Origin of the sequence: Novosphingobium sp., from assembly GCF_037133355.1 — a bacterium.
Taxonomy (GTDB): domain Bacteria; phylum Pseudomonadota; class Alphaproteobacteria; order Sphingomonadales; family Sphingomonadaceae; genus Novosphingobium.
Genome location: NZ_JBAXOI010000002.1, coordinates 268,183 through 289,139 on the forward strand (window position 1 = coordinate 268,183; position 20,957 = coordinate 289,139).

Sequence of the window (20,957 nt, forward strand, 5' to 3'; positions counted from 1 at the left end):
GTCTCTGCCCCGCGCTCAGCGAATCAACCGCCAGATCCCGCCCGACAGCCGCAAGTTTTGCGGCTCGCCCGAGAGGAACCGGCGCAGATGGCCGAAATAGACGGCCTGCCAGCGATTGGCATAGTCGTTGGCGCTCTCGCCTTCTTCGGGCATGGGCATGGCTTCCAGCACGAAGCCGAGCCGGTTGTCCGGCCGCCAGACCGGCGCGACGAAGGCCGAAGGCGCGCCCATGCGCCAGGCGGTGCGGGAGGCGAACTGCGAATAGGTCACCTCGCGCCCTTCGAAGGAAATGCGCGGCGCGGCAAGGTTGATCGCCCCGTCGACCACGACGACGACGATGCTGTCCTGCCCCAAGGCCCGCATGAAGGCCCGAGCGACCTGCGTGTCGGTCTGGTCGCTCGTCGAAATCAGCGATTCGGCATAGGAGGTGCGCGCCACGCTGGGGGTGGAGGCGAGCCAGCGCGAGCGCTCCCCCACGAGTTCAAGCGAAAGCGGGCCGAAATACATCGCACCGATATGCGCCGAGGCATAGATCGCGCCCTTGCCAGGGGCCATGGCGCGCATCTTGGCGTTGAATTCCTCAAGGTAATCGAACTCGTCGGCGAAGTGCAGCATCGCCTCGTGCACCTGATCATCGCGGCATTCGAGCCAGTCGAGCAGGTAGTGGTCGGCAAGGTGGCCCCACTTGGCGCGCCGCTCCCACTCGGCGCGATCGAGTGTCGAGGCGGGATCGCGCAGGCTCCACGCCCAGTCGAGCCTCCCTTCAGGTATCTTCGCCTCATCAAGCCGGTCCCAGAGCGCGTTCAGGCCTTCATCGAACGTGGCCGGCAGCGCAGCGCGGCGCTTGGCGACATAGGCATCGAACAGTTCGGCCGCTTCCTCGCGGTGCCCGGCCTGCGCCAACGCGCCGGCCGCAAACCGCTGCCAGCGCCCGCCATCGCCCGGCACCAGCTTGAGCAGCTGGCGGAATGATTGCGCCGCTTCCTCCAGCCGGCCTGCCTGCTTGAGCGCGCGGGCATAGAGTGCGCGGACCTGCGCGAGCTTCGGCTGAAGTTCGCACGTCTTGGCGAGATAGGGCAGCGCCGCATCGACGCGCCCCGCGCGCAGCAGCAGATCGCCCAGCGCCGCGTTCATCTGGATATCGTCCGGCGCCATGACCAGCCCGGCGGTGAAGTGTTCGGCGGCGCGGTCGGTGCGCTCCGCCAAGGGGCCTCCCGCGACCCATGCCTGCCCGAGATGCGAACGCAGCATCGCGCCGTCAAGCCCGTGGTGAAGGATCCGCTCGCCCGCCGCAATGGCCGCCTGATGCCGCCCGGCACGCGAGAGGGCCTGCACGACATAGCCGGCGAGGCTGCTGCCAATGAGGGTTTCTGGCCCGATCCGTGCGGCGAGGTCGGCCGCCTCCTCCATGGCCTCGGCGCGCAGCAAGACCGCGAGCATGATCGCAAGCAACCGTTCCTCGATCGGCAGTTCCGGGCCGAGCGTGCGGACGAGCGCCAGCGCTTCCGCCTTGCGTCCGCCCTGCAGGCGGTACTGGATGCGGCTGACCATGGCGAGTTCGTCGTCGCCCAACTCAGCGAGTTCGGAGGCGCGATCGGCATCCGCAATCGCATCATCCCACCGCCGCTGGCGCGCACGAACGCTGCCGCGCTGGGCGTGGTCCTCGGCTTTGGCCAGCCCCGCCTCAACCAGTCGGTCGAGCAGAATGCCGGCCACCTCGTGGTTGCCGCCGCGCAGCAGGGGCGAGATCGCGAGGCGGCGCAGATCACGCCGTCCGTCTGCCGCGCGGAGCAGATCGGCATCGATCGCTTCTGCGCCGAGGGTGCCGCTGCGCAGACCGGCCAGCGCCAGCAGCAGCCGCGTCGCGGCATCGGGCTCGCCCCCTGCGGCGCGGGCAGCCTCCGCCAAGGCGATACCTTCTGCCCATGCGGAATCGCGAATGCGCGCACGGGCCTCGACAAAGGGATCGGCGGCGTCCTGGGTGCCAAGAGGGGAGGATAGCGCAGCAGTCATCGGATCGGCCCTTCGCGGAACGGCGCGCCGGTCAACCCGCGTCCGCGCTGCCCGCTTGCATGTAACCCAGATACCACTTCACGAAGTTCGCGACACCCTGTTTGACCGTCGTCGCGGGCTTGTAACCCAGTTCACGCTCGAGGTCGGAAACGTCGGCAAAGGTATCGGGCACGTCGCCCGCTTGCAGCGGCAGCAGATTGCGCTGCGCCTTCTTGCCAAGCGCCTCTTCGAGGGCCTCGATGTATTCAGTGAGCTTGACCGGGCTGTTGTTGCCGATGTTGTAGATCCGGTAGGGCGCATTGCTCGTGGCAGGATCGGGCTTCATCGCATCCCAGGCCGGGTTGGGCTGCGCGGGATTGTCGCAGGCGCGGATCACGCCTTCGACGATGTCACTCACATAAGTGAAGTCGCGCGTGTGGTTGCCATAATTGAACACGTCGATGGGCTTGCCCGCGATGATGTTCCGGGCAAACAGGAACAGCGCCATGTCGGGTCGGCCCCAGGGGCCATAGACCGTGAAGAACCTGAGGCCCGTGGTCGGCAGACGGTAGAGATGGCTGTAGCTGTGCGCCATCAGCTCGTTGGCCTTCTTCGTCGCGGCATAGAACTGCAGCGGATGATCGACGCCGACATGCTCGCTGAAGGGCATGGCCTGGTTGGCGCCATAAACGCTGCTGGTCGAGGCATAGACCAGATGCTCGACCCCGCCGTGGCGGCAGGCTTCGAGGATGTTGGTGAAGCCGATGATGTTGCTTTCAACGTAGGCGTGCGGATTTTCGATCGAGTAGCGCACCCCGGCCTGTGCGGCGAGATTGATCACCCGGCGGATATCGTTCTCGCCAAAGGTGCGCTCCACCGCGGCACGGTCGGCAAGATTGGCGCGCACGAAGGTGTATTTCGCGTTGGTCTTGCGCGCGGTTTCTTCAAGGATGGCGAGGCGCGCCTCCTTGATCGCGGGGTCGTAGTAGTCATTGACGACATCGAGCCCGACCACGTCGTCGCCGCGTTCCAGCAAGGTCTTGGCCGTGTGAAAGCCGATGAAGCCGGCGTTGCCGGTTACGAGGATTGCCACTGTCTATCTCCACCCAGGATCGCAGGTCGCGCGGCGCGCGGCCCTTTTCAGCTTGCAGCGGATTCGGTGAAAATCCCGCAACTGGTCGAAACGAAATTCTCGAGCATGCGCGGCACCGAAAACTTGGCATCGAGGAAATCGCGCGTTGCCGGCTCGAAAATCTCCGGATCGTGCGCCCGGCCAACCAGCGCGCGGACCTTGGTGCAGGCCTCGTCGAGATCGGTCTTGTCGGCCGAGCCCAGGATATGGCCCGTCACGCCCTCGATAAAGCATTCGGCGGCGCCGCCCGCTGGAGTCGAGACCACCGGCACGCCGAGGAACTGCGCCTCGATCAACACGTTGGGTAGGCCCTCGAAGCTGGACATGAGCACGAGCACGTCCATGTGCTTCATCCAGTAGCCCACTTCGGTCGACCGGCCGACGAACAGAATGCGATCGCGCACCCCCAGCGATTCAGCGAGCGCAATGGCATCGTCGAGCAGGCGCCCGCCTCCCACGAGCAGGAAGCGCGCCTTGGGATGCGCCTTGGCGTATCGCGCGGCGAAACGGATCCACAGCAGCGGGCGCTTGTCCGTATCGAAGCGGAACACCCCGCCCACAGTGTGATCGGCATCAGGCGTCGCGGCGAGAAAATCCTGCCACTGCGTATCGAGATCCTCGCTGCTGGCCGAGGCCATGCGCTGCACGCCGTTGTAGACAATGGCGAACCGTTCGAGCGGAAGATCGAGCCATTCGGCATAGGCGCGGGCCGCAGCCTTGCTGTTGCTGATGAACTCCACCCCGGGCACAGCGGCAAGCGCGCGGTACATGACCTCGTATTCGGGCTGGAACATGTGGCGGCGAATGACCGGCGGCAGCCCGCGGATAACAAGCTGGATGCGCGGCACCCCGGCGAGGACCGCAGCGAGCCCGGCGAACAGGCAGGCGCCATCCTGCCAGATCGAGACCACATCGGGCTGCGACTGGCGGAAATGCTGCACCAGACGCCGCGTGCCGAAATTGACCTTAGGCGGCAGGAAATCGAGCAGCGCGAGCAGCGTCTTGTCATCGACACCGAGCTCGGTCACCCGCGCCTGCGGCATTGTGTTGATCTCGAACAGGTCAACTTCTGCGCTGCGCAGATCCTCAAGGAAGAAATCGTGCTGGCCATTGGGCTGGTGCGAACGGACCACCACCTCGACCGGACGGTCGATCGCAAAATCGCCCACCTTGCCCGTCGCGCGGCGCCGCTTTTCAAGCTCGGCCGCAGTGCGGGTGAGCTGGCGCTCGGCGCCGCCGGGGCCAAGGCTGCCGGTGATCAGCGAGATGCGGCCCAGCCGGTCCTTTGGCAGATCACGAACCGGGCGGTTCTCGAAGGCGGCGATGGCGAGGCGTAGAGCACGCATCCGCGCATCCTCGTCCTCGTCCAGCGGACCGCCGTCGGCCGCCTTGAAGATGGCCATGAGCCGGACCAGCCGCCGATAAAGCTGCAGCGAGCGGCTGTCTTGCGGCAGGGTATCGGCCACGGCATGGAGCACCGCATGGGCCCGCAGCAAGAGGCCGCGCACATGGAGGCGCTTGGCATAGGCGACATGGATCTCGCGGTTGCCGGGATAGGCGGCCAGGAGGCGCTCGAACACTTGGTCCGAAAGCTCGGGCGCGCGCGCGTCGATCAGCGCTTCAGCCCATGCAATCTGAAAGGCGATGTCCGACCCTGCCGGAAGGAACACGGGGTCGAGCTCAGCCGCAGCGGCCTTGAAATCGCGCGCCGCGATGAGGTTGAGCGCGCGGGCAAAGTGCTCCGGTGCGTCGTTGATCGATAGATCGGCAGGCGCGGTTTCAGAAGTGAGCGTGGGAAGGACAAGGGTCGGCGCGACAGCGGCGGCCAGACGAAGCGCGGCCGCATTGCCGACCTCGCTCTCCTCCGGTGCTGCCTCGATTCCCTTTACTTGGACGTAAGCCATGGCGCTCCCCTAGGGCCTCTTGTCACGCGGCCAGCTCATGCGGCAAGCGCGGGGCGCACGCGGCCCCGCCGAGCGGCCTGGCGCTGGGCATGGATCTGGCACCGATTGATGTTGTGGGCCGTGCTTTCAAGGCCGGGCGAGACCCGGTCAAGCTCGCGCCAGTAGTCGAGCGCGCTCTCGAAATCCTGGATTTTCATCGCCTCGATCGCGATGCGGCGCAGCGTACCGGGATCCTCGGGCATGACCGCGAGCATGACCTTCAGGATCCGCATCGGCTCGCTGCCGGTATCCTCTTCCTCGTCGAGTTCGCGCAGGCGATTGCGCAACACGCGGCGAAGCTTGACCAGTTCGACCGAAATGCGCTCGCGCGCGGCAGTCTGCTGCTCGAGCAGCCCGCACAGCTCGACCGCCTGCTCGAAATCGCCGGCCGCGACAAGCGTGCGCACAGTCTTGACCCCGTTGCGGCCGACGCGCTCGAAGAACCGCTCGGCTCTTTCGCGGTAGCGCAGCGCCGCCGGATCGGGATCGGCCCGCAGCTCCCCATAGAGCTTGAGCGCCAACGTGATTTCACCGATGCTCGCAGCGATAAGCGCGGTCAGCCCGCGCAGGTCGACGCTATCGGGGAAGGCCGCGCAGCCCTGCCGGGCCACGGCCAGCGCCTCGAGCCCCCGCTCTGCCGCAAGCAGCGAGCGGGCGTAGGCGGCGACGATCTCGAAGCGGCGGTAGAGCATCCGCCCGGCACCCTCGCCCATTGCAATCACAGCCTGGTGATCGCCGCGGGCCTGCGCGGCGCGGATCTTGTCGCGCAAGTGCAGCACGACGTTGCGCTCGATCCGGCGCGCCTCGCTGTTTTTGGGCAGCACCGCCTTGCACGCGGTGGCGAGAGCATAGGCATCGCCGATGCGGCCTTCCGCCAGCATGGTCTCGCAAACAGACGGCCAGTCTGCCGCGAGATTGCGAAAATTGCGCATCACGTTGGCATCGGCATTAGGCAGCGCATCGATCTCGACAATGGTTTCGGCTGCGGCGGTGACCATGCCCTGCGCCACCGCTTCCTCGACCAGCCGCACGATGCTGCGCAGTTCGCCGCGCGCGACGACCAGGCTTGCTGCGCGGAACATCGGCTCATCGCGCCGCACCACGGCCCATTCGGCGAGGGCCCGCGCCAGCGGCACGCTTGGCGCGGCCGCCAACCGATCGCGCACTTCGGCGTGCCAGCTGCGCAGCTGCTCGCTCTCGCCCGAGGCGATATAGTAATCGAGCACGCGGGTGGCGAACCGGTGCTGGCCGGAATCGAGCCGGAATGCGAGCTTGCCATAGTGCACGGCTTGCTCGCTGCGGCCGAGCCGTTCAGCAGCGAGCCCGGCGATCTCGTACACCTCGATGGTCTCGTACTCGTCGGTCAGCAGCCGGTCGGCGATCTCCACCGCCTGCTTCGCATCACCGCTTTCATAGGCGGCGCGCATGAGGGCGATCAGCCCGGGCACGGTCATGTCCGGACTGTCGACCAGAGGCTGGAGTATCCGCACGGCAGCCTTGTAGTCCCCGATGCGGCCATAGACCTGCCCAGCAAGAAGACCCAGCGCAGCGTTGTCAGGGTGCTCGGCGAGCGCGGCAAAAAGCTGGCGCGCGCCGTCGAAGAAATCGTCGTACTCGATCGCGACGCCGATGCTTTCAGCCAGGAGCGAAGGACTGGCGGCCTCGCCCGGGTCAGCGTCAAGGCCGCCTTCGAGAATACGCGGCAGGACATATTCGCGGTGCGCGTGGGTATACCAGCGGTCCGCGAAAACATTGGTGTAATGGGTGGTGTCGAGCCCCTGGCGCTCCATCGCGCGTTCCTGCCCGAAATCGCGCATCATCGAAGTGGGATCGAAAACCTGCGTGCCCAGTCGTTCGGCCGCGAGCTTGACCCAGCGGATCACCTTGTCACGCGATGGGATGACGGCACCATCGGGCGCTGAGGCGTTGACATGCGTCACGAAAACGACGCGCCCTGCCCCGAGTCGCTCCACCATTTCGCCCATATGTTGCAAGATCTCGTCAAACCCCTGCATCCGCATGGAGATTGAGGACAGAAGCGCCCTATCGCTCTCGCTGTAGAGTTTGTAGACCGGATCCGCTTTAAGAAATGCGGCCATTTCGGCGCGAGCAGCGCGATCAGCCTCGCTCGCAAGGGCCCAGAACCGCCGCGCGCGCGGAGTCGAGGCGAAGAAATCCGCAAAATAGCGCGTCAGATAATTCGACTGGACCGCCGTTTCGCCCACTCGGTAGCTCTTGGCCGAGCTCACCTCGATGAAGTTGATATCGGAAGGCTGCCACACACTGTCCTTCAGACCGGCCTGTTCACCGGGGCGAAACAGCAGCGGCAAAACCTCTTCACCGAAGCTGCGCTCGCCCTGCATGAAGGCGAGTTGCTGCAGCGCCTCCTCCGTCGTGTGGACGAAGCCGTAGACCCGGTCGAGGTTGAGATGGATCGGATAGCGCGCGGCGCCGCGCCGCAGCGGCGTGGCGATGCGGCAGGTTCCAATCGGGGTGATCGCAATCTTGCTCAATGGCGGCGGTCCTGAAAACCAAGGAATACGCGGATTTTGCGATCCACGATCCCGATTAGAGACTCCAGTAGCGGATGTCACTCCGCAAGGATGCGGGCTGCACGGCAGACTTCACGTCGATCAGGATGCCGCCCTCCGCAACCATCCCTTCAATCGCCGATACACCAAGCGCCGCATAGGCATCGTGCGATACCGCATAGATGAGCACGTCGAGAGAGGCGAATGCATCGAAATCGGAGAGGGTTATGCCGAACTCGCGTTCAGCGGCGCCCGGATTGGCCAGCGGATCGTGGACAAGAGGACGAATGCCGAACTCGCACAGCTCGCGGTAGATGTCCTCCACCTTCGAATTGCGGATATCGGGCACGTTTTCCTTGAAGGTCAGCCCGAGAATGCCGACCCGCGCATCCTTGAGCGGTCGGCCCGATACCGCGAGCAGCTTGACTGCACGCTGTGCGATATAGCTGCCCATGCCATCGTTGATGCGCCGGCCCGAGAGGATCACTTCGGGGTGATAGCCCAGCTGTTCGGCCTTGGCGGTGAGATAGTAGGGATCGACCCCGATGCAGTGCCCGCCGACAAGGCCGGGGTAGAACTTGAGGAAGTTCCACTTGGTGCCTGCCGCCGCCAATACCTCGTTCGTGCGGATGCCGACCAGATCGCAGATCTTGGAGATCTCGTTCATCAGCGCGATGTTGATGTCGCGCTGTGTGTTTTCGATCACCTTGGCCGCCTCGGCCACGCGGATCGAGGACGCGCGGTGGATGCCGGCGTGGATGATCGAGCCGTAGAGTTCGGCGAGCGTATCGAGGGTTGCGGCATCCTGCCCGGCCACGACCTTGACGATGGCTTCCAGCGGATGCGCCTTGTCACCCGGATTGATCCGTTCGGGGCTGTAGCCGAGCTTGAAGCCCTCGCCGCTCTTGAGGCCCGAGGCCTGCTCGATCACCGGCGCGCAGACTTCCTCGGTCGCGCCGGGATAGACGGTGCTTTCGAACACGATGATCGTGCCCGGCGCGATCACCTTGCCGATCGCTGCGCAAGCATCAACCAGATTGGAGAAATCGGGGCGGCAACTGTCATCAACCGGAGTCGGCACAGTCACAATAAGTATGCCACATCCCCTGAGATCCTCGACCGAGCCGGTGATCACGAGGCTGGAGTGCTGCAGCTCTTCAGGCGCGATCTCGTTGGTGTAGTCGATGCCCTGACGCAGCGTGGAAACACGTCCCTCGCTCACGTCGAACCCGATCACATCGTACTTGCGGGCGAACGAGACAGCGAGTGGCAGACCTACGTAACCAAGCCCAACAATACCGATTTTGCTGATCGAATTCATATAATGACAACCTGCCTCACGAGCTCAGTCTTTCAGGTGCGGTCCCGTTCGCTCACCCGAAAACGCTTCAACAGCCCGGGCCTGAGGCCTGCGCATGCGAACGCGAAAAGGGCCAATACGGGCATCGCCGCATCAACTCAAGCGCGGCACCCTACGTGCCACACTCCCTTCGCCCCACCCATTAGCATTGGTTATGTGACAGTATTCAAACAGGTTTGCTACCTACCCCCAAAGCGGTCGGTTGCAAAGTACGCAGCCTGCCGGGGCTTTGGGGACCCTAGCGGCCTATCGGAAATGCAGGGCAGGTTGGCGCATACGCCGTGATCGCTGACTGCACAGGGACTCCATTTCCTTTTTATTTTCCGCGCCTTGAACGATATGTTGCAGAACTGCACCACCTGCAGACGAACCGGCAGGCCATGCCGCAAGACGTGCCGCCGGTATCCTGCGCGCACCCGATGTCTCATGACGCAACAAAACGTCATGCCGCAGCATATTGACGCCCCGCCGCCTGGCTTGGCAGAGGCGCGGACATGGGCGCTTTTGTTGTAACCGGAACGGGCAGCGGAATTGGCAAAACGGCGTTTTCGGCAGCTCTGGCCGGAGCGCTCGGAGCGCATTACTGGAAACCGGTGCAGGCGGGCCTCGTCGGCGGCGCCGAGGCAACCGACAGCGAGACCGTCGCACGCCTCGCCAACCTTCCCGCTGCGCAGATCGTCCCAGAGACCTACCGGCTGGCCGCGCGCCTCCCGGCAGAAGGAACAACCACCGCGCTGGCGGAAGACATCGACATCGACCGGCTTATCCTGCCGACCCGGCGCCCTCTGGTTATCGAAGGCACCGGCAGCGCGCTCCAGCCGCTCGCGCGCGGGGTGGTCTTTGCCGATGTCCTGGCCGAATGGGGCCTGCTGACCGTGCTGGTCGCCCCCACCGCGCCCGGCAGCTTCGATCACAGCCTTTTGATGATCGACGCACTCCACAGCCGTCGCGTTCCGCTCCACGGCGTGGCCTTCGTTGGCGCGGCAAACGAGGCGCTCGAGGCCTCGCTGACCGAGCGCGGTGAGGTGCGCAGGCTTGGCCGCCTTCCCGATCTTGGCGAGCTTTCCCCGGCGGCCCTGGCCGAGGCGTTCGCCACCGGCTTCGATATCGACGACTTCGCCTGAGCGGCGCACCGGACGGCGCGTTGGGTCCACGCCGGTTGCGCTTCCAGATGCCGCCTGCTCGCCCGGCTGATACGCGCGTGGTAGAACGGCATCATGTTTCGATGGCGCGTACTTCTGATCCTCGCAGCGGGACTGCTGCTGGACGCCTGTTCGAACCGCCTCGTCTCTGCCGAGCCATGGTTCGTGGCAGAGGCGGCCGGGGCGCCGCACTTGCGCGAGGGACTTTGGCGAACCGAGGATCCCAAATGCAAGGTGGATGAAGCGAAACCGGCGGAGCAATGGCCGGTCTGTGCCAACTGGTTCCATGTGCGCAGCAACCGTTCGTTCGCGCCACGCTGGATCGGGACGGGAACGGACTATGCCCATAACCGCGAGGTCGTGGGCTGGACCGAGTCCGCCATTGTCCTTGCGGGCGGAGACCCCGCGATCCTTCAGGCAGACGATTGCCAGACGGCCGAGGAGGAAGCAGCAGAGCCGGCCGAAGCAGCCGACAGCATGCCTTCCCCCACGTCCGAAGTGGTGCCAGGAACGCAGAGCCCACCGAAGCACCTGTACTGCTATTACGGGCTCGAAGTGCCGCCGCGCGGCGACCGGAACGAGATCACCGCCGCTGCGTTCTGGCAGGTGGTCTGCGGCCCCCTCCCCGGGAAGGGAGCGGACGTGACCGACCAGCCATGGCCGGGTTTGCGGCTAGCCGGGAAGGATTGCACCGCCGACAGCGAGGCGGCCTTGCGCAATGCCGCGCGCCTCAGCCGCACCCTATTTCCAGGGCCATCGTCGCTGCTGCCTCGCATCCACTGGGTGCGCGGCGGCTATCATTGAGCCCGATCCCCGCCTTGGCGCAGTGGTCAACGGCAGCCCATGCGCGAGAACACTTAGAGCGCGGCAACGACAGCGCAACACACAAAAACAGCCGCTTAAGCGCATCCGCTGGGAGCGCATTAAGGCACCTTCGACAAAACCTAGCCGCGTCCCGCTGATGGAGACTGTGCGATGGTTCGCCGTGTTGAAATGCCCCCCGCCCGTGCCGCATCCGTTCGCCCGGCGATCCGGATAACCGTGCTGCTCGCGCTGCTGGCCGCCTGCGGGCCGGTGCAGCTCCGCCGCACCGCCGAGGTTGCCTCGCCAATCGGGACCGCACAGGCCGCCGGCCCCGCAGGACGCAACATCACCGGGAACCTGCCGCCATCGCCGATGGTGCTGGGGGTACAGACTCATTTCAGCCAGGGCTGGCCGCTCGCCGCGCTGGCCCTTGCGCGGCAGGTCTCCGCGCCGATGCTGCGCGACGCCCTTGGCTGGGCAGAGGGCGAGAAAGTGCGCGGCAGCTACAACTTCGACACCCCGGCGGCGCGGGCGCTCGGCGCGGCCTGTGCCGGAGGGCAGCGGTTGCTGCTCACGGCGGTGCCGGCCAATCCGCTCTACGACGGCGGCCAGTGGGTTTCGAGCGCTGCGGGCAATGCTGCATTCGCCGCCTGGTTGGCCGCACTGGCCGACCGCTTCGGCCCGTGCCTCGCTGCGATCGAAGTGGGTAACGAGATCAACGGGCCCGGCACGCTGGTCTATCCCGCTGGCGCCAACCGTGCCGCAGCCTATGTGGCCACGTTGAAGGCAGTGCGCGCACGGATTGGCGGGCGCACCGCTGTCCTTGGTGGATCGACCAACACCATCGGCACCGGCTTCCTAAAATCGCTGTTCGCCGCAGGGATGCTGGCCGAGGTCGACGGCATCGCCGTCCACCCTTACCGCAGCCGCGCGGAGGGGCTCGATATCGAGCTTGCCCAGCTGAACGCCGCGATGGATGCCGCCGGGCGGCGCGTGCCGGTGTGGGCGAGCGAATTCAGCCGCGATACCAGCGACCAGCCGCTCGCAGCGGGCGAACTTGTGAAGCAGGCGACCATGCTGGCCGCTGCCGGGGCGGCGCAGGCAAGCTGGTATGCGCTGATCGACCAGCGCTGGTATCCAGCCATGGGCCTCTACGCAGGTACCCAGCCCAAGGCGCAGGCGAGCGCCTTTAGCCTGATGCAGCAGCTGCTTGCGTTGGGCCGGCCACAGCGGCTCGATCTGGGCGATCCGCTGCTCTTTGCCTACCGCTTCGGCAAGGACACCACGGTGGTCTGGGGCGCGCCGCGCTCCGTCAGTATCGAGGGGGGGCTGGTCAGCGATGCGACCGGCGCACCCGCACCTGCCGCTGCCGTTGGCGAGAGCCCGCTGGTCATCACCGGCACCACGGCGATCCGCTTCGGCGCCTCCACCTGGATCGCCGATACGCTGATGGGCTGGGGCACGCCGCAATGGCGCTATGCCGTGCGGCTCAAGGCCGATACGAGTTACCGCCTGCCGCTGTTTGATGACCAGTTCACCAGCTATTTCGGCGATCGCTGGTATCGCCCGCTCAGGATCAATACCACGTCCGCCGCGCCGGGGGGCACCGGGGCGGCGCCCATCCGCGCTGTGTGGCGCCATGTCGCCGCGGCGGCCGAGTCGCTCGATATCGGCGGGTGCATGGCCAAGGGCGCGGCGGGTGACGGCGTCGATCTCACGATCACGGCGGCGGGCAAGGTGCTATGGCGCGGGGTTCTGACCGACCGGATGCAACTGCCGCCGATCAGTGCCGAGCTTGCGCCGGGCGAGGCGCTGGAATTCATGGCCGGGCCCAACCAGACGGCGGGCGGCGATTCGTTCAATTACCGCCTGGTGCTGTTCCGGCGCGGCGCGGGCGAGCAGGTGGCCTGCCCGGGTTGAACCGGACTCAGGGCGCAGGAGCGGGTGGCGGGGCCGGTTCGGGGGCAGGCAGCGGCGGCAGGCGCCGCGCGCTCAGCACCTTTACCGGCTTCTCGAGCATCTGCCCAAGCATCGCGCCTTCGCCCGCAGTGGCCGAGCGCGGACTGTCCCAGATTTTGCAGACCACATCCATTCCCACAGAGACGTTGCCAAACGCGGCGTAGCCGGCCTGCACCTCGGGATCGCTTGAAGTGGGATCGCTATCAAATCCGGTGAGGTCCGAGAGCATGATCGTGAAATCCGCCCTCGCCGTGCCCGGCGCGCCACGCGCCATCGAGATTGCGCCGGCCTTGTGGCTGAGGCCTGTCTGGCTGGTGGGCTCGTGCGCGATTGGCGGGAACAGCAGCCGCGGATCACGTGTACCTCCCTGCAGCAGGCCATTGGGCTGATCCCCCCAGGCCAGGTGCATGGCGCGGTAGAAAGTAATCCCGTCGAACCGCTTGGCATCGACATAGCGCAGGAAATTGGCGGTCGTGATCGGCGCATGGGCGCCGTCGAGCATGAGCTCGATCATGCCAAGCTCGGTGACCAACGCAACCCGTTCGACTGCGGCGAGCGGGCGCGGGGGTGGCGGCGCGGCGGGTTTGCGCAGCGCGGCAAGACGGCGGGGCGCGGCACCTGCCAGCAAGGCGGCAAGCGGAAGCGCGGCGAGCACGAATCGGCGGTTCATCATGGCTGCGCATTAACCTTCAAGGCGCGCCGAGAGGCAAGGCGCACACGGTGCAAAGGCGCCAAATGCAGTGAATCGCCGCTCCGGTGCCGTTCGTAAGCCCGGTTGGCGCGAAACTAACGGCCCAGCCGCCAGATGGAGCCACCCCACGCCACCGATTTCCAGGCGACAGACCCGAAGTACCCACACCAACACCAATCGGAAGGACCAACGATGTTCAAGACTGCCAAGATCATGGCCGCCGGTCTCGTGGCCGCTGCCTGCATTGCCAGCCCCGCCCATGCCCAGTCGGCCGACTGGATCAAGCAGGTGACACGCACCATCGCCGCCAAGCAGGTCTACCCCAGGGCCGCACAGGCGCGCGGCGAGCAGGGCACCGCCAAGGTGAAGATCTACGTTGCAGCCTCGGGCGCGGTTGAGCGGGCCGAGCTGATCTCACCCTCGGGATCGACCGTGCTCGACCGCGAGGCGCTCGCCCTGCCGAGCCGCACCGGTTCGGTGCCGCCGCCGCCGGGCGGTGCAACTTCGGTGACCGTGCCGATCACCTGGAAGCTGCTGTAAGCGGCAATTCCGGCCCTCGCCGGACACGCGACACGACCGGAGCCGATGGCCCACGGCCGGGGAAGGGGCGGAGCAATCCGCCCCTTCTTTTCCTTGGTCTAACGCTTCGTGTGAGGTTCAGCCGGCGAATTCGCCCTCGCCGAACAGGGACCTCAGCGCGGCAAGCCCGCGGTGGATATTGACCTTGACCAGCGCCTCGGACTGACCGGTCATCGCCGCTGCCTCGCGCACCGAAAAGCCCTGGAGCTTGACGAGCCTGATCGCCTCGGCCTGCGGCCGGCGCAAGCGCTCGAACAGGCCGGCCATCACGATCCCGCTGAGCGCCGCCCGCTCGTGGCTCGCGGCGCCGTGCGCGTTCTCGTCGAGTTCCTCGCCCCGGTTGCGACCGACGCTGCGCATGCTGTCCACGCCCTTGAAGCGGGCGATCGCGGCGAGCCAGGGCAGAAACGGGCGTCCCGGTTCGAACGTGCCGCGCTTGAGGTGCAGCGCGGTAAGCGCCTCCTGCACGGCATCGTCGACCAGTTCGGGCGAGAGGCGGCGCGCGAAATAGCGGCGCAGCCAGCGGCCGGCCTCCTCGAGCAGGCGGCGATAGGCGGCGGCATTTCCTGCAAGGCTTTCGGCCATCGCGCCCTCCCAATCGAAGCCTGCGGGCTTGGCCCTGCTCGTCGCGGCGCGTCCGGCGTTCTCCGATTGGCTTGCCATGCTGTCCTCCATATCCTCTTGATGAAAGAACAATGCCCGGAGAGCGGCGGAGCGACCACGCACCAGACGGCTATATGATCAATGCATGGCAGGAATGGGCCATTCAACCACCTGTTTTCATGAAATAAATCACGCTGCCACAGCCCGATTGCGGGCGAGCGCAGGGGCCAGTTCGCGTGTTGCGGGCAGATCTGGAGCGACATCGCCGGTGATCAGGCGCGCTCCTCGCTGGTAGGTGAGATAGCTCCACAGCCAACTGATTCCGACCGAGATTCGGTTGCGGTGCCCGGTAAGGAACCAGATATGGGCGACGCACCACAAGAGCCAGGCGGCGAGGCCCGAGACGCGCAGGTGCCCAAAATCGGCGACCGCCCGGCTGCGCCCGATCGTCGCCATGTTGCCCCAATCACGGTAGCGGAATGGCGGCACCGCTCGCCCAGCCAGCGCGGCGCGGATAGCGCGTGCGGCGTGCTGGCCCTGCTGCTTGGCAACCGGGGCAACTCCGGGAAGCGACCGGCCGTTGCCATCGGTGCAGGCCGCGGTATCGCCGATCACGAAGATCGACGTGTCGCCCGCCGGGTGAAGGTCTGGCCCCACCGGCACGCGCCCCGCGCGGTCGCATTTGCAGCCGAGCCACTCTGCCGCGCGGCTGGCCATGACGCCCGCCGCCCAGATCGTGTTGCCCGCAGCTATGCGCTCGCCATCGACGATCACGCCCAGGGCATCGATATGAGTGACATCGGCCCCGAGTCGAACCTCCACGCCTAGCTCCTCGATACCCTTGCGTGCCTTGGCCGAAAGCGCGGGCGGGAACGAGGGCAGGATGCGGTCTCCACGCTGCAGCAGGACAATGCGCGAGCAATGCGGGGTGATATGGCGGAAGTCGCGGCTGACCGACTGGCGCGCCAGTTCGGCGATTGCGCCAGCCATCTCGACCCCGGTCGGTCCGCCGCCGATGACCACAAAGGTCAGCAACGCCTTGCGCCGCGCCGCGTCGGTTTCGGTTTCAGCGCGCTCGAGCGCGAGCAGCACGCGGCGGCGGATCGCGGTCGCATCGTCGATGGTCTTCACACCCGGCGCGAATGGCGCCCAATCCTCGCGGCCGAAGTAGCTGTGCGTGGCGCCGGTGGCGAGGATCAGCCAGTCGTAGGCAAGCGGCTCGCCATCGCCGAGGATCACCCGGCGGCTGGCCTGATCGACGCCGTAGACCCGGTCGAGCAACACGCGCACATTGGCTTGCGCGGCAAGGATCGCGCGGATCGAGCCGGCGATATCTGCGGGCGAGAGTCCGGCGGTCGCCACTTGATAGAGCAGCGGCTGGAACAGGTGGTGGTTGCGTTTGTCGACCAGCGTGACATCGACAGGCGCGCCGGCGAGCGCCTTGGCTGCAGCCAGCCCGCCAAACCCGCCACCCACGATGACCACGTGGGGACGCCTGTCTTGTGCCGGAGCACCGCTTTGCGCCGATCCTTCTACCATGATCCTGCTCCCGTTGTGCCTCACATACCGGTTCGCTCAGGGAGCACGGATCGTTACAGGCACTGCTTTATTGCGAGCGCAGCAGCGGGTCGGCGGCGAAGGCGACGATGAGATGATCGGCCAGCGCGCGCACGCGCGCCGCGACATAGCGGCCCGCCGGCATGACGAGATGGATCGGCATGTCCTGCGGCGGATGTTCGGGTAGAACCTCGACCAGCCCACCGGCGGCAAGATCCGCTTCGAACAGCCAGCGCGCGTTGACGGCAATGCCGATCCCGGCAAGCGCGGCGGCGCGCAGCGCGTCGGGGCTGTCCGCGCGAAACGTGCCGCTCACATCGACCGGCGGATGGTTGCCAAGCGCCCACTTGTTGCCGGTGGCGAGCAGCGAATAGCTGAGGCAATTGTGGCCCGCCAGATCGACCGGTCGGCTCGGCGTGCCGCGCTGCGCGAGATAGGCTGGCGAAGCGACCATGACACGGCGCGCGGTGCCGATGCGGCGCGCGATGGCGCGGCTGTCGCCGATCGCGCCGACTCGGATAGCGAAATCGAGATTGTCCGAAACGAGATTGAGCGCGTGGTCGGAAACCCTGAGATCGATCTCGATGCGCGGTTGCACGCGCTGAAAATCGGCCAGCATGGCGATTATCCGCGACTGCGCGAGAGTGAGCGGCGCGGTGAGACGCACTTGTCCGCCCAGCGCGCGGTGCAGGCCTACTGCGGCCTCGGCCTCGTCAATAGCGGCCAGGGCGCGCAGTGCCCCTTCGTAATAGGCAAGGCCTTCGCTGGTCAGTGCGATCGAGCGGGTGGTGCGCTTGAACAGCGCCGCGCCGAGATGCCGCTCCAGCGCGCCGACCTGACGCGAGACGGTCGATTGCGGCAGCTCAAGCCGTGCCGCCGCACGCGAGAAGCTGGCCGCATCTGCGACAGTGACAAAGGTCCGCATCCAGCCGGTAAGGTCGTTCACGGGGCAATCCTTTCACAAAGGCGCGATCCGGGTAAAGCACCATTGCGGTGTTCGGCCGCGCGCTTTGATGCACTTGTCGCATAAATCATATGTGGCCCTTCGTGCTTGCCGCAAGCGCGGTCGGCGCCCATGCTGGGCTGGTTGACCCGCCTCGCCCGGGCTCTTGCGCCCCCCTCTAACGGGCGCCACCGGGACCGGGAGCTTGCGGCAGGGAAAGGCACGAGGCACGCGCAGCCATGGAAATGCATCAGGTCCGGTACTTCCTGGCCGCCGCGCGCCTGCTCAATTTCACGCGCGCCGCCATCGAGTGCAACGTTTCGCAGCCATCGCTGACCAAAGCGATCCAGAAGCTGGAGGACGAATTCGGCGCGCCGCTGTTCCGCCGCGAGCGGGCGCGCACTCATCTGACCGAGCTGGGCAAGGCCATGCTGCCCCACCTTGAGCGCAGCTTCGAGGCGGCGCAGACCGCCAAGCAGATGGCGCGCGGCATGGGCCGAGCGGAAATCGCTCCGCTCGCGCTTGGCGTGGCGCGCACGGTGGAGCACGCCATGCTCGGCCGCGTGCTGGCCGAGCTGGGCAGCAGCCTTGCAGGGCTGGAGCTTGCGCTCGCGAGCGGATCCTCGCGGGAACTGATCGAACTGGCCATGGCCGGCTCGCTGGACCTGATCATTGTCGAAATGCCTGACGAAGCGCCCGAACGGCTCGATTGCTGGCCCTTGTTCGCTGATGCGTGGTGCGTGGTTACGCGCGCGGACCACCGCTTTGCCTCCGACCCGCCTGAATCGCCTGCAGTGCTGGAAGATGAGGCGTGGATCGACCTTGCCGGCGACGGCTGTGCGGGTCTTGCCCGGATCGCGGCGCAGGGCGGCGCGGCAATCGAGGTGCGGCATCAGGCACAAGGCGCGGCGCAGCTGCGGCAGATGGTGCTGGCGGGACTGGGCTGTGGTTGGACACCGCGCAGTCTGGCGGGCGCGCCGCTGGCGGCAACGCAGCTGCCATTCGGCGCGGCCGAGGGACATTTCGTGCTCGCCTCGGTCGCGGGACGGCGCCGGTCGGTCGCCGCCGAAGCGTTCCTGCGCGCCGCACGGGCGCAGGACTGGGCGCTGGCCACAGGAGCGGACGCGGCCGATGCGGCATAGCGGCCGCGCATGGACTCGATGCATCGCGAGTCCTTTCCTCCGCTTGGCAATTACCCCTAAGAGATCAGGATGACGTCTCCCCAATTCCCGACCCCCGTGCCGCTGGGACCGCAATTGCTGCAGGTCCGCCGCAGCAATCCGGATCTCGGTCCGTTTTTCGACGAGATCGTGGACGGCTTGCGCGCGGCCGGCGTGGGCGAGGCCGCGCCGGTGGTGGGCGAGCAGTTTCCCGATTTCTCGCTGCCGACCGCCGGTGGCGGCTATCGGCGCCTGGGCACTGTGCTGGATTCCGGGCCGGTGATCATCAATTTCAGTCGCGGCCGCTGGTGCCCATACTGCGTGCACGAAGTTTCCGCCTGGGCGGACATGCTGCCCGCGCTGGCCGAGGCGGGCGTGCGTTTCATCGAGATCACCGGCGAGACCGGCGGCGGTGCCCGCGCACTCGCCGCGCTGCTCGCCGCCTCGCCCCATGCAGGGATCGCCGAGGTGCTATGCGATGTAGACCACGGGGTCGCGCTCTCGCTAGGCCTCGCGTTCTTTGCGGGCGAGCCGCTGCTTGATTTTTATCACAGGGCCGGGCTCGATATGCACGAGCTCTACGGTTCTGAAAGCGGGTTCCTGCCGGTTCCGGCAACGTTTGCTCTCGATGCGGCGGGGCGCGTACGCTTCGCCCATGTCGATGTCGATTTCCGCAACCGCGCGGAACCGGCCGACGTTCTCGCCGCGCTCGCAGTGGGCTGACCGCCTACCACCGCAGCAGCGGCGGCACGGCAACGCGCAGGAAGGTTGCCGCAAGCAGCATTGCCGCTGGATAGACCGTGGTGGTAAAGGCAAGCGTCATCGACGGGCAGAACAAGCTGTAGGCGAAGGTTCCCAAGGCGGCAGCGGCCCAACCCGTCAGCCATCCGGCGCGCGGCAGATCGGTCGGCGCGGCGCGGCGCATCCACAACACAAGTCCGGCGCCCACCACAAGCGAGGCGCCAAACGCGACCGCAAGACAGCGCAGCGCCGAATAGGCGCCGATTTCGGCAAAAGAGGGATGCTGGCGGGCCATGATGCCATCGAGCAGCAGACCCATGAGGCCGATCGGCAGAAGGCCAAGCAGCAACGTGCCCGTGAGGGTGGCGCCGCGGTCCTCACGACCGGGGACGGCGGAACGCAGCGCGGCCAGCAGCATGGCGAGCCCGCCTGCCAGCAGAATGGCGCCGCGCGCGGCGACGATCGGGGCCGGGCGGCCGGCCAGCACATCGGCACGCAGGCCCAGCCCTAGCCAGATGCCGCCGATGGCGAGACCGGTTAGCAGCACTACGGCAGCCATGCCGCGCCAAAGGCGCACCGCCGCCACCGGCGCAAGATCACTGACCAGCGCCGTGATGGTCTGGTCTATGGACGGGCCTTCCGGATCGCGGGACATGACACTTCCTTCGCTGCACCGACAAGCCCATGCGCAAGCCAGGCCCGGACCGTTCCGGCGGCTCGTGCCGGCTGCCGGTGACCATTTCCATGCCTCTTTGCATTCGGCCCGGCAAGACCGGCCCGCGTGCCCGAAGGAACGCGGGCCGGTCGCTGCGCCAAGGCAGGCGGCGCGTGTTCAGCCCCGGCGCAGCAGACGGTCGAGCGAGATCGCTCCACCGCCCTTGGCGATGAGCGGCAGGAGAATGGCCGCCCAACTGAGGTGCGTCGGCCAGGCATCGGGATAGACGAAGACCTCGATCACGGTGGTCATGCCGAGAAGGCCGAGCGCAGCAAAGCGCGTGCCGAAGCCGAGCAACAGCAGGATCGGGAAGAGGTGCTGTCGGTGATCGTCAGCCACCCTTCGACCTTTGTCCGGCCCGACTGGAAAAACACCGCCGCGATTCCGAGCCGCGCGACCAGCAACAGCACGGTTTCGGGCAGGAGACGCCCGGCAAGCTCGGCCAGCCGGTGGTAGATGGATGCGATAGCGGTCATTTCAGATTCCTCGAATGCTGCGTTTGGCGCCCCGGAAGGCCGGGGCACCATGCGCGGATCAGTGCGCCCGGGGAGTCAGCGAACCGTTGCCCTTGGGCGTCTTGATCGAAGTGCAGGTGCCGGCCTTGACCAGCATCCAGGCATTGCCCTGATAGTCGGTCTTGGAAGTGCCGGCGCAGCTCGTGCCCGGGCCCGCGGCGCATTCGTTCTTGCCGGCCTTGGCAACGCCGTAGCACTTTTCCATGGCGGGCTTGGCATCGGCGGCATGGGCAGCGCCGGCAACAAGGCCAAGAGCAATCGAGGCGGCAAAAGCGGTTGCAGCAATTTTCATGATAATGTCCTTTTCGAGAGGGAAGAAAGTATGGAAACGAAGAGCCCGGGGGCAGCACTTTGGATCCGCCGCCACTGGCTCTGTGTCCGGAAATGTTCGCGCCGGCCACGATGACCAGTTCGCCTGTCCGCGCCGAGGGGTTACAACCGGGTGCAGCATTTTTTGGATTGTGCAGCATGGATTGCAGCAGTCAGAGCAGACTCCCGCGCGCGAGCCACACGATGGCAACCCCCGCAGAAAGCGGTTCCAACAAAAATTTTTTGTTGCGCTGTAACTGCGGCCTGGCCTGCGCCGAACT

The 20,957-nt window shown here is 66.5% G+C and carries 17 protein-coding genes and 1 pseudogene; 6 read left to right on the forward strand and 12 right to left on the reverse strand.

The features are described 5' to 3' along the window. Positions 1–15 precede the first annotated feature (15 nt). Genes WCL10_RS03490 through WCL10_RS03510 form a run of 5 tightly spaced genes read right to left on the reverse strand, consistent with a single transcriptional unit; the run spans position 16 to position 8,919 of the window. Positions 16–2,013, reverse strand: coding sequence for a tetratricopeptide repeat protein (locus WCL10_RS03490; RefSeq protein ID WP_336894235.1), 1,998 nt, complete (start codon positions 2,011–2,013; stop codon positions 16–18). A gap of 31 nt (positions 2,014–2,044) precedes the next feature. Next, a complete protein-coding gene (locus WCL10_RS03495; RefSeq protein ID WP_336894236.1) occupies positions 2,045–3,085 on the reverse strand; it encodes an NAD-dependent epimerase in 1,041 nt (346 codons plus the stop codon). Between the two features lie 47 nt (positions 3,086–3,132). Then, positions 3,133–5,028 carry a glycosyltransferase gene (locus tag WCL10_RS03500; protein ID WP_336894237.1) on the reverse strand — a complete coding sequence of 632 codons (1,896 nt, stop codon included), beginning with the start codon at positions 5,026–5,028 and terminating at the stop codon, positions 3,133–3,135. A 35-nt stretch (positions 5,029–5,063) separates the two neighbouring features. Continuing rightward, entirely contained in the window at positions 5,064–7,580 is a 2,517-nt protein-coding gene (locus WCL10_RS03505) for a hypothetical protein (protein ID WP_336894238.1), read from the reverse strand. Positions 7,581–7,635: 55 nt separating this feature from the next. Beyond that, entirely contained in the window at positions 7,636–8,919 is a 1,284-nt protein-coding gene (locus tag WCL10_RS03510) for a nucleotide sugar dehydrogenase (RefSeq protein ID WP_336894239.1), read from the reverse strand. A 533-nt stretch (positions 8,920–9,452) separates the two neighbouring features. Here WCL10_RS03510 and WCL10_RS03515 point away from each other — a divergent pair. The 3 genes from WCL10_RS03515 (at position 9,453) to WCL10_RS03525 (ending at position 12,824) form a co-directional block, all read left to right on the forward strand. Continuing rightward, complete coding sequence (locus WCL10_RS03515; RefSeq protein ID WP_336894240.1) at positions 9,453–10,082, forward strand: dethiobiotin synthase; 630 nt, start codon at positions 9,453–9,455, stop codon at positions 10,080–10,082. A gap of 93 nt (positions 10,083–10,175) precedes the next feature. Then, positions 10,176–10,904: a hypothetical protein gene (locus WCL10_RS03520; RefSeq protein WP_336894241.1), complete on the forward strand. Its 729-nt coding sequence runs from the start codon at positions 10,176–10,178 to the stop codon at positions 10,902–10,904. A 171-nt stretch (positions 10,905–11,075) separates the two neighbouring features. After that, a complete protein-coding gene (locus WCL10_RS03525; RefSeq protein ID WP_336894242.1) occupies positions 11,076–12,824 on the forward strand; it encodes a hypothetical protein in 1,749 nt (582 codons plus the stop codon). A 7-nt stretch (positions 12,825–12,831) separates the two neighbouring features. Here the strand turns inward: WCL10_RS03525 and WCL10_RS03530 are convergent, their stop codons facing one another. Further along, positions 12,832–13,533, reverse strand: coding sequence for a peptidylprolyl isomerase (locus tag WCL10_RS03530; RefSeq protein ID WP_336894370.1), 702 nt, complete (start codon positions 13,531–13,533; stop codon positions 12,832–12,834). A 213-nt stretch (positions 13,534–13,746) separates the two neighbouring features. On the opposite strand from WCL10_RS03530, the gene WCL10_RS03535 reads away from it, so the two are divergent. After that, positions 13,747–14,094, forward strand: a complete 348-nt coding sequence (locus WCL10_RS03535; protein WP_336894243.1) for an energy transducer TonB — start codon at positions 13,747–13,749, stop codon at positions 14,092–14,094. A 117-nt stretch (positions 14,095–14,211) separates the two neighbouring features. Here WCL10_RS03535 and WCL10_RS03540 read toward each other — a convergent pair whose 3' ends face one another. The 3 genes from WCL10_RS03540 to WCL10_RS03550 all read right to left on the reverse strand — a co-directional run bounded on the left by WCL10_RS03540 (position 14,212) and on the right by WCL10_RS03550 (position 17,239). After that, positions 14,212–14,796: a sigma-70 family RNA polymerase sigma factor gene (locus WCL10_RS03540; RefSeq protein ID WP_336894244.1), complete on the reverse strand. Its 585-nt coding sequence runs from the start codon at positions 14,794–14,796 to the stop codon at positions 14,212–14,214. 129 nt (positions 14,797–14,925) lie between these two features. Continuing rightward, positions 14,926–16,275 carry an NAD(P)/FAD-dependent oxidoreductase gene (locus WCL10_RS03545; RefSeq protein WP_336894245.1) on the reverse strand — a complete coding sequence of 450 codons (1,350 nt, stop codon included), beginning with the start codon at positions 16,273–16,275 and terminating at the stop codon, positions 14,926–14,928. A gap of 67 nt (positions 16,276–16,342) precedes the next feature. Beyond that, a complete protein-coding gene (locus tag WCL10_RS03550; protein WP_336894246.1) occupies positions 16,343–17,239 on the reverse strand; it encodes a LysR substrate-binding domain-containing protein in 897 nt (298 codons plus the stop codon). 236 nt (positions 17,240–17,475) lie between these two features. On the opposite strand from WCL10_RS03550, the gene WCL10_RS03555 reads away from it, so the two are divergent. Both WCL10_RS03555 and WCL10_RS03560 read left to right on the forward strand, forming a co-directional pair. After that, complete coding sequence (locus WCL10_RS03555; protein WP_336894247.1) at positions 17,476–18,378, forward strand: LysR family transcriptional regulator; 903 nt, start codon at positions 17,476–17,478, stop codon at positions 18,376–18,378. Positions 18,379–18,447: 69 nt separating this feature from the next. Beyond that, positions 18,448–19,119 carry a redoxin domain-containing protein gene (locus tag WCL10_RS03560; RefSeq protein ID WP_336894248.1) on the forward strand — a complete coding sequence of 224 codons (672 nt, stop codon included), beginning with the start codon at positions 18,448–18,450 and terminating at the stop codon, positions 19,117–19,119. A gap of 4 nt (positions 19,120–19,123) precedes the next feature. Here the strand turns inward: WCL10_RS03560 and WCL10_RS03565 are convergent, their stop codons facing one another. The 3 genes and pseudogenes from WCL10_RS03565 to WCL10_RS03575 all read right to left on the reverse strand — a co-directional run bounded on the left by WCL10_RS03565 (position 19,124) and on the right by WCL10_RS03575 (position 20,659). Next, the gene (locus WCL10_RS03565; RefSeq protein WP_336894249.1) at positions 19,124–19,792 is read right to left on the reverse strand and encodes an NrsF family protein; all 669 of its coding nucleotides are present in this window, start codon (positions 19,790–19,792) and stop codon (positions 19,124–19,126) included. 177 nt (positions 19,793–19,969) lie between these two features. Beyond that, positions 19,970–20,328, reverse strand: a pseudogene (locus WCL10_RS03570) (DoxX family protein). A 58-nt stretch (positions 20,329–20,386) separates the two neighbouring features. Then, on the reverse strand, positions 20,387–20,659 hold the full coding sequence (locus tag WCL10_RS03575; protein ID WP_336894250.1) for a DUF2282 domain-containing protein: 273 nt from the start codon (positions 20,657–20,659) through the stop codon (positions 20,387–20,389). Positions 20,660–20,957: the final 298 nt, after the last annotated feature.

Bases quoted from the DNA above. Each gene is read 5' to 3' on its own strand.
- WCL10_RS03490 (WP_336894235.1), bottom strand. From the start codon at position 2,013: ATGACTGCTGCGCTATCCTCCCCTCTTGGCACCCAGGACGCCGCCGAT.
- WCL10_RS03500 (WP_336894237.1), bottom strand. From the start codon at position 5,028: ATGGCTTACGTCCAAGTAAAGGGAATCGAGGCAGCACCGGAGGAGAGC.
- WCL10_RS03510 (WP_336894239.1), bottom strand. From the start codon at position 8,919: ATGAATTCGATCAGCAAAATCGGTATTGTTGGGCTTGGTTACGTAGGT.
- WCL10_RS03515 (WP_336894240.1), top strand. From the start codon at position 9,453: ATGGGCGCTTTTGTTGTAACCGGAACGGGCAGCGGAATTGGCAAAACG.
- WCL10_RS03520 (WP_336894241.1), top strand. From the start codon at position 10,176: ATGTTTCGATGGCGCGTACTTCTGATCCTCGCAGCGGGACTGCTGCTG.
- WCL10_RS03525 (WP_336894242.1), top strand. From the start codon at position 11,076: ATGGTTCGCCGTGTTGAAATGCCCCCCGCCCGTGCCGCATCCGTTCGC.
- WCL10_RS03530 (WP_336894370.1), bottom strand. From the start codon at position 13,533: ATGAACCGCCGATTCGTGCTCGCCGCGCTTCCGCTTGCCGCCTTGCTG.
- WCL10_RS03535 (WP_336894243.1), top strand. From the start codon at position 13,747: ATGTTCAAGACTGCCAAGATCATGGCCGCCGGTCTCGTGGCCGCTGCC.
- WCL10_RS03540 (WP_336894244.1), bottom strand. From the start codon at position 14,796: ATGGCAAGCCAATCGGAGAACGCCGGACGCGCCGCGACGAGCAGGGCC.
- WCL10_RS03545 (WP_336894245.1), bottom strand. From the start codon at position 16,275: ATGGTAGAAGGATCGGCGCAAAGCGGTGCTCCGGCACAAGACAGGCGT.
- WCL10_RS03555 (WP_336894247.1), top strand. From the start codon at position 17,476: ATGGAAATGCATCAGGTCCGGTACTTCCTGGCCGCCGCGCGCCTGCTC.
- WCL10_RS03560 (WP_336894248.1), top strand. From the start codon at position 18,448: ATGACGTCTCCCCAATTCCCGACCCCCGTGCCGCTGGGACCGCAATTG.
- WCL10_RS03565 (WP_336894249.1), bottom strand. From the start codon at position 19,792: ATGTCCCGCGATCCGGAAGGCCCGTCCATAGACCAGACCATCACGGCG.
- WCL10_RS03575 (WP_336894250.1), bottom strand. From the start codon at position 20,659: ATGAAAATTGCTGCAACCGCTTTTGCCGCCTCGATTGCTCTTGGCCTT.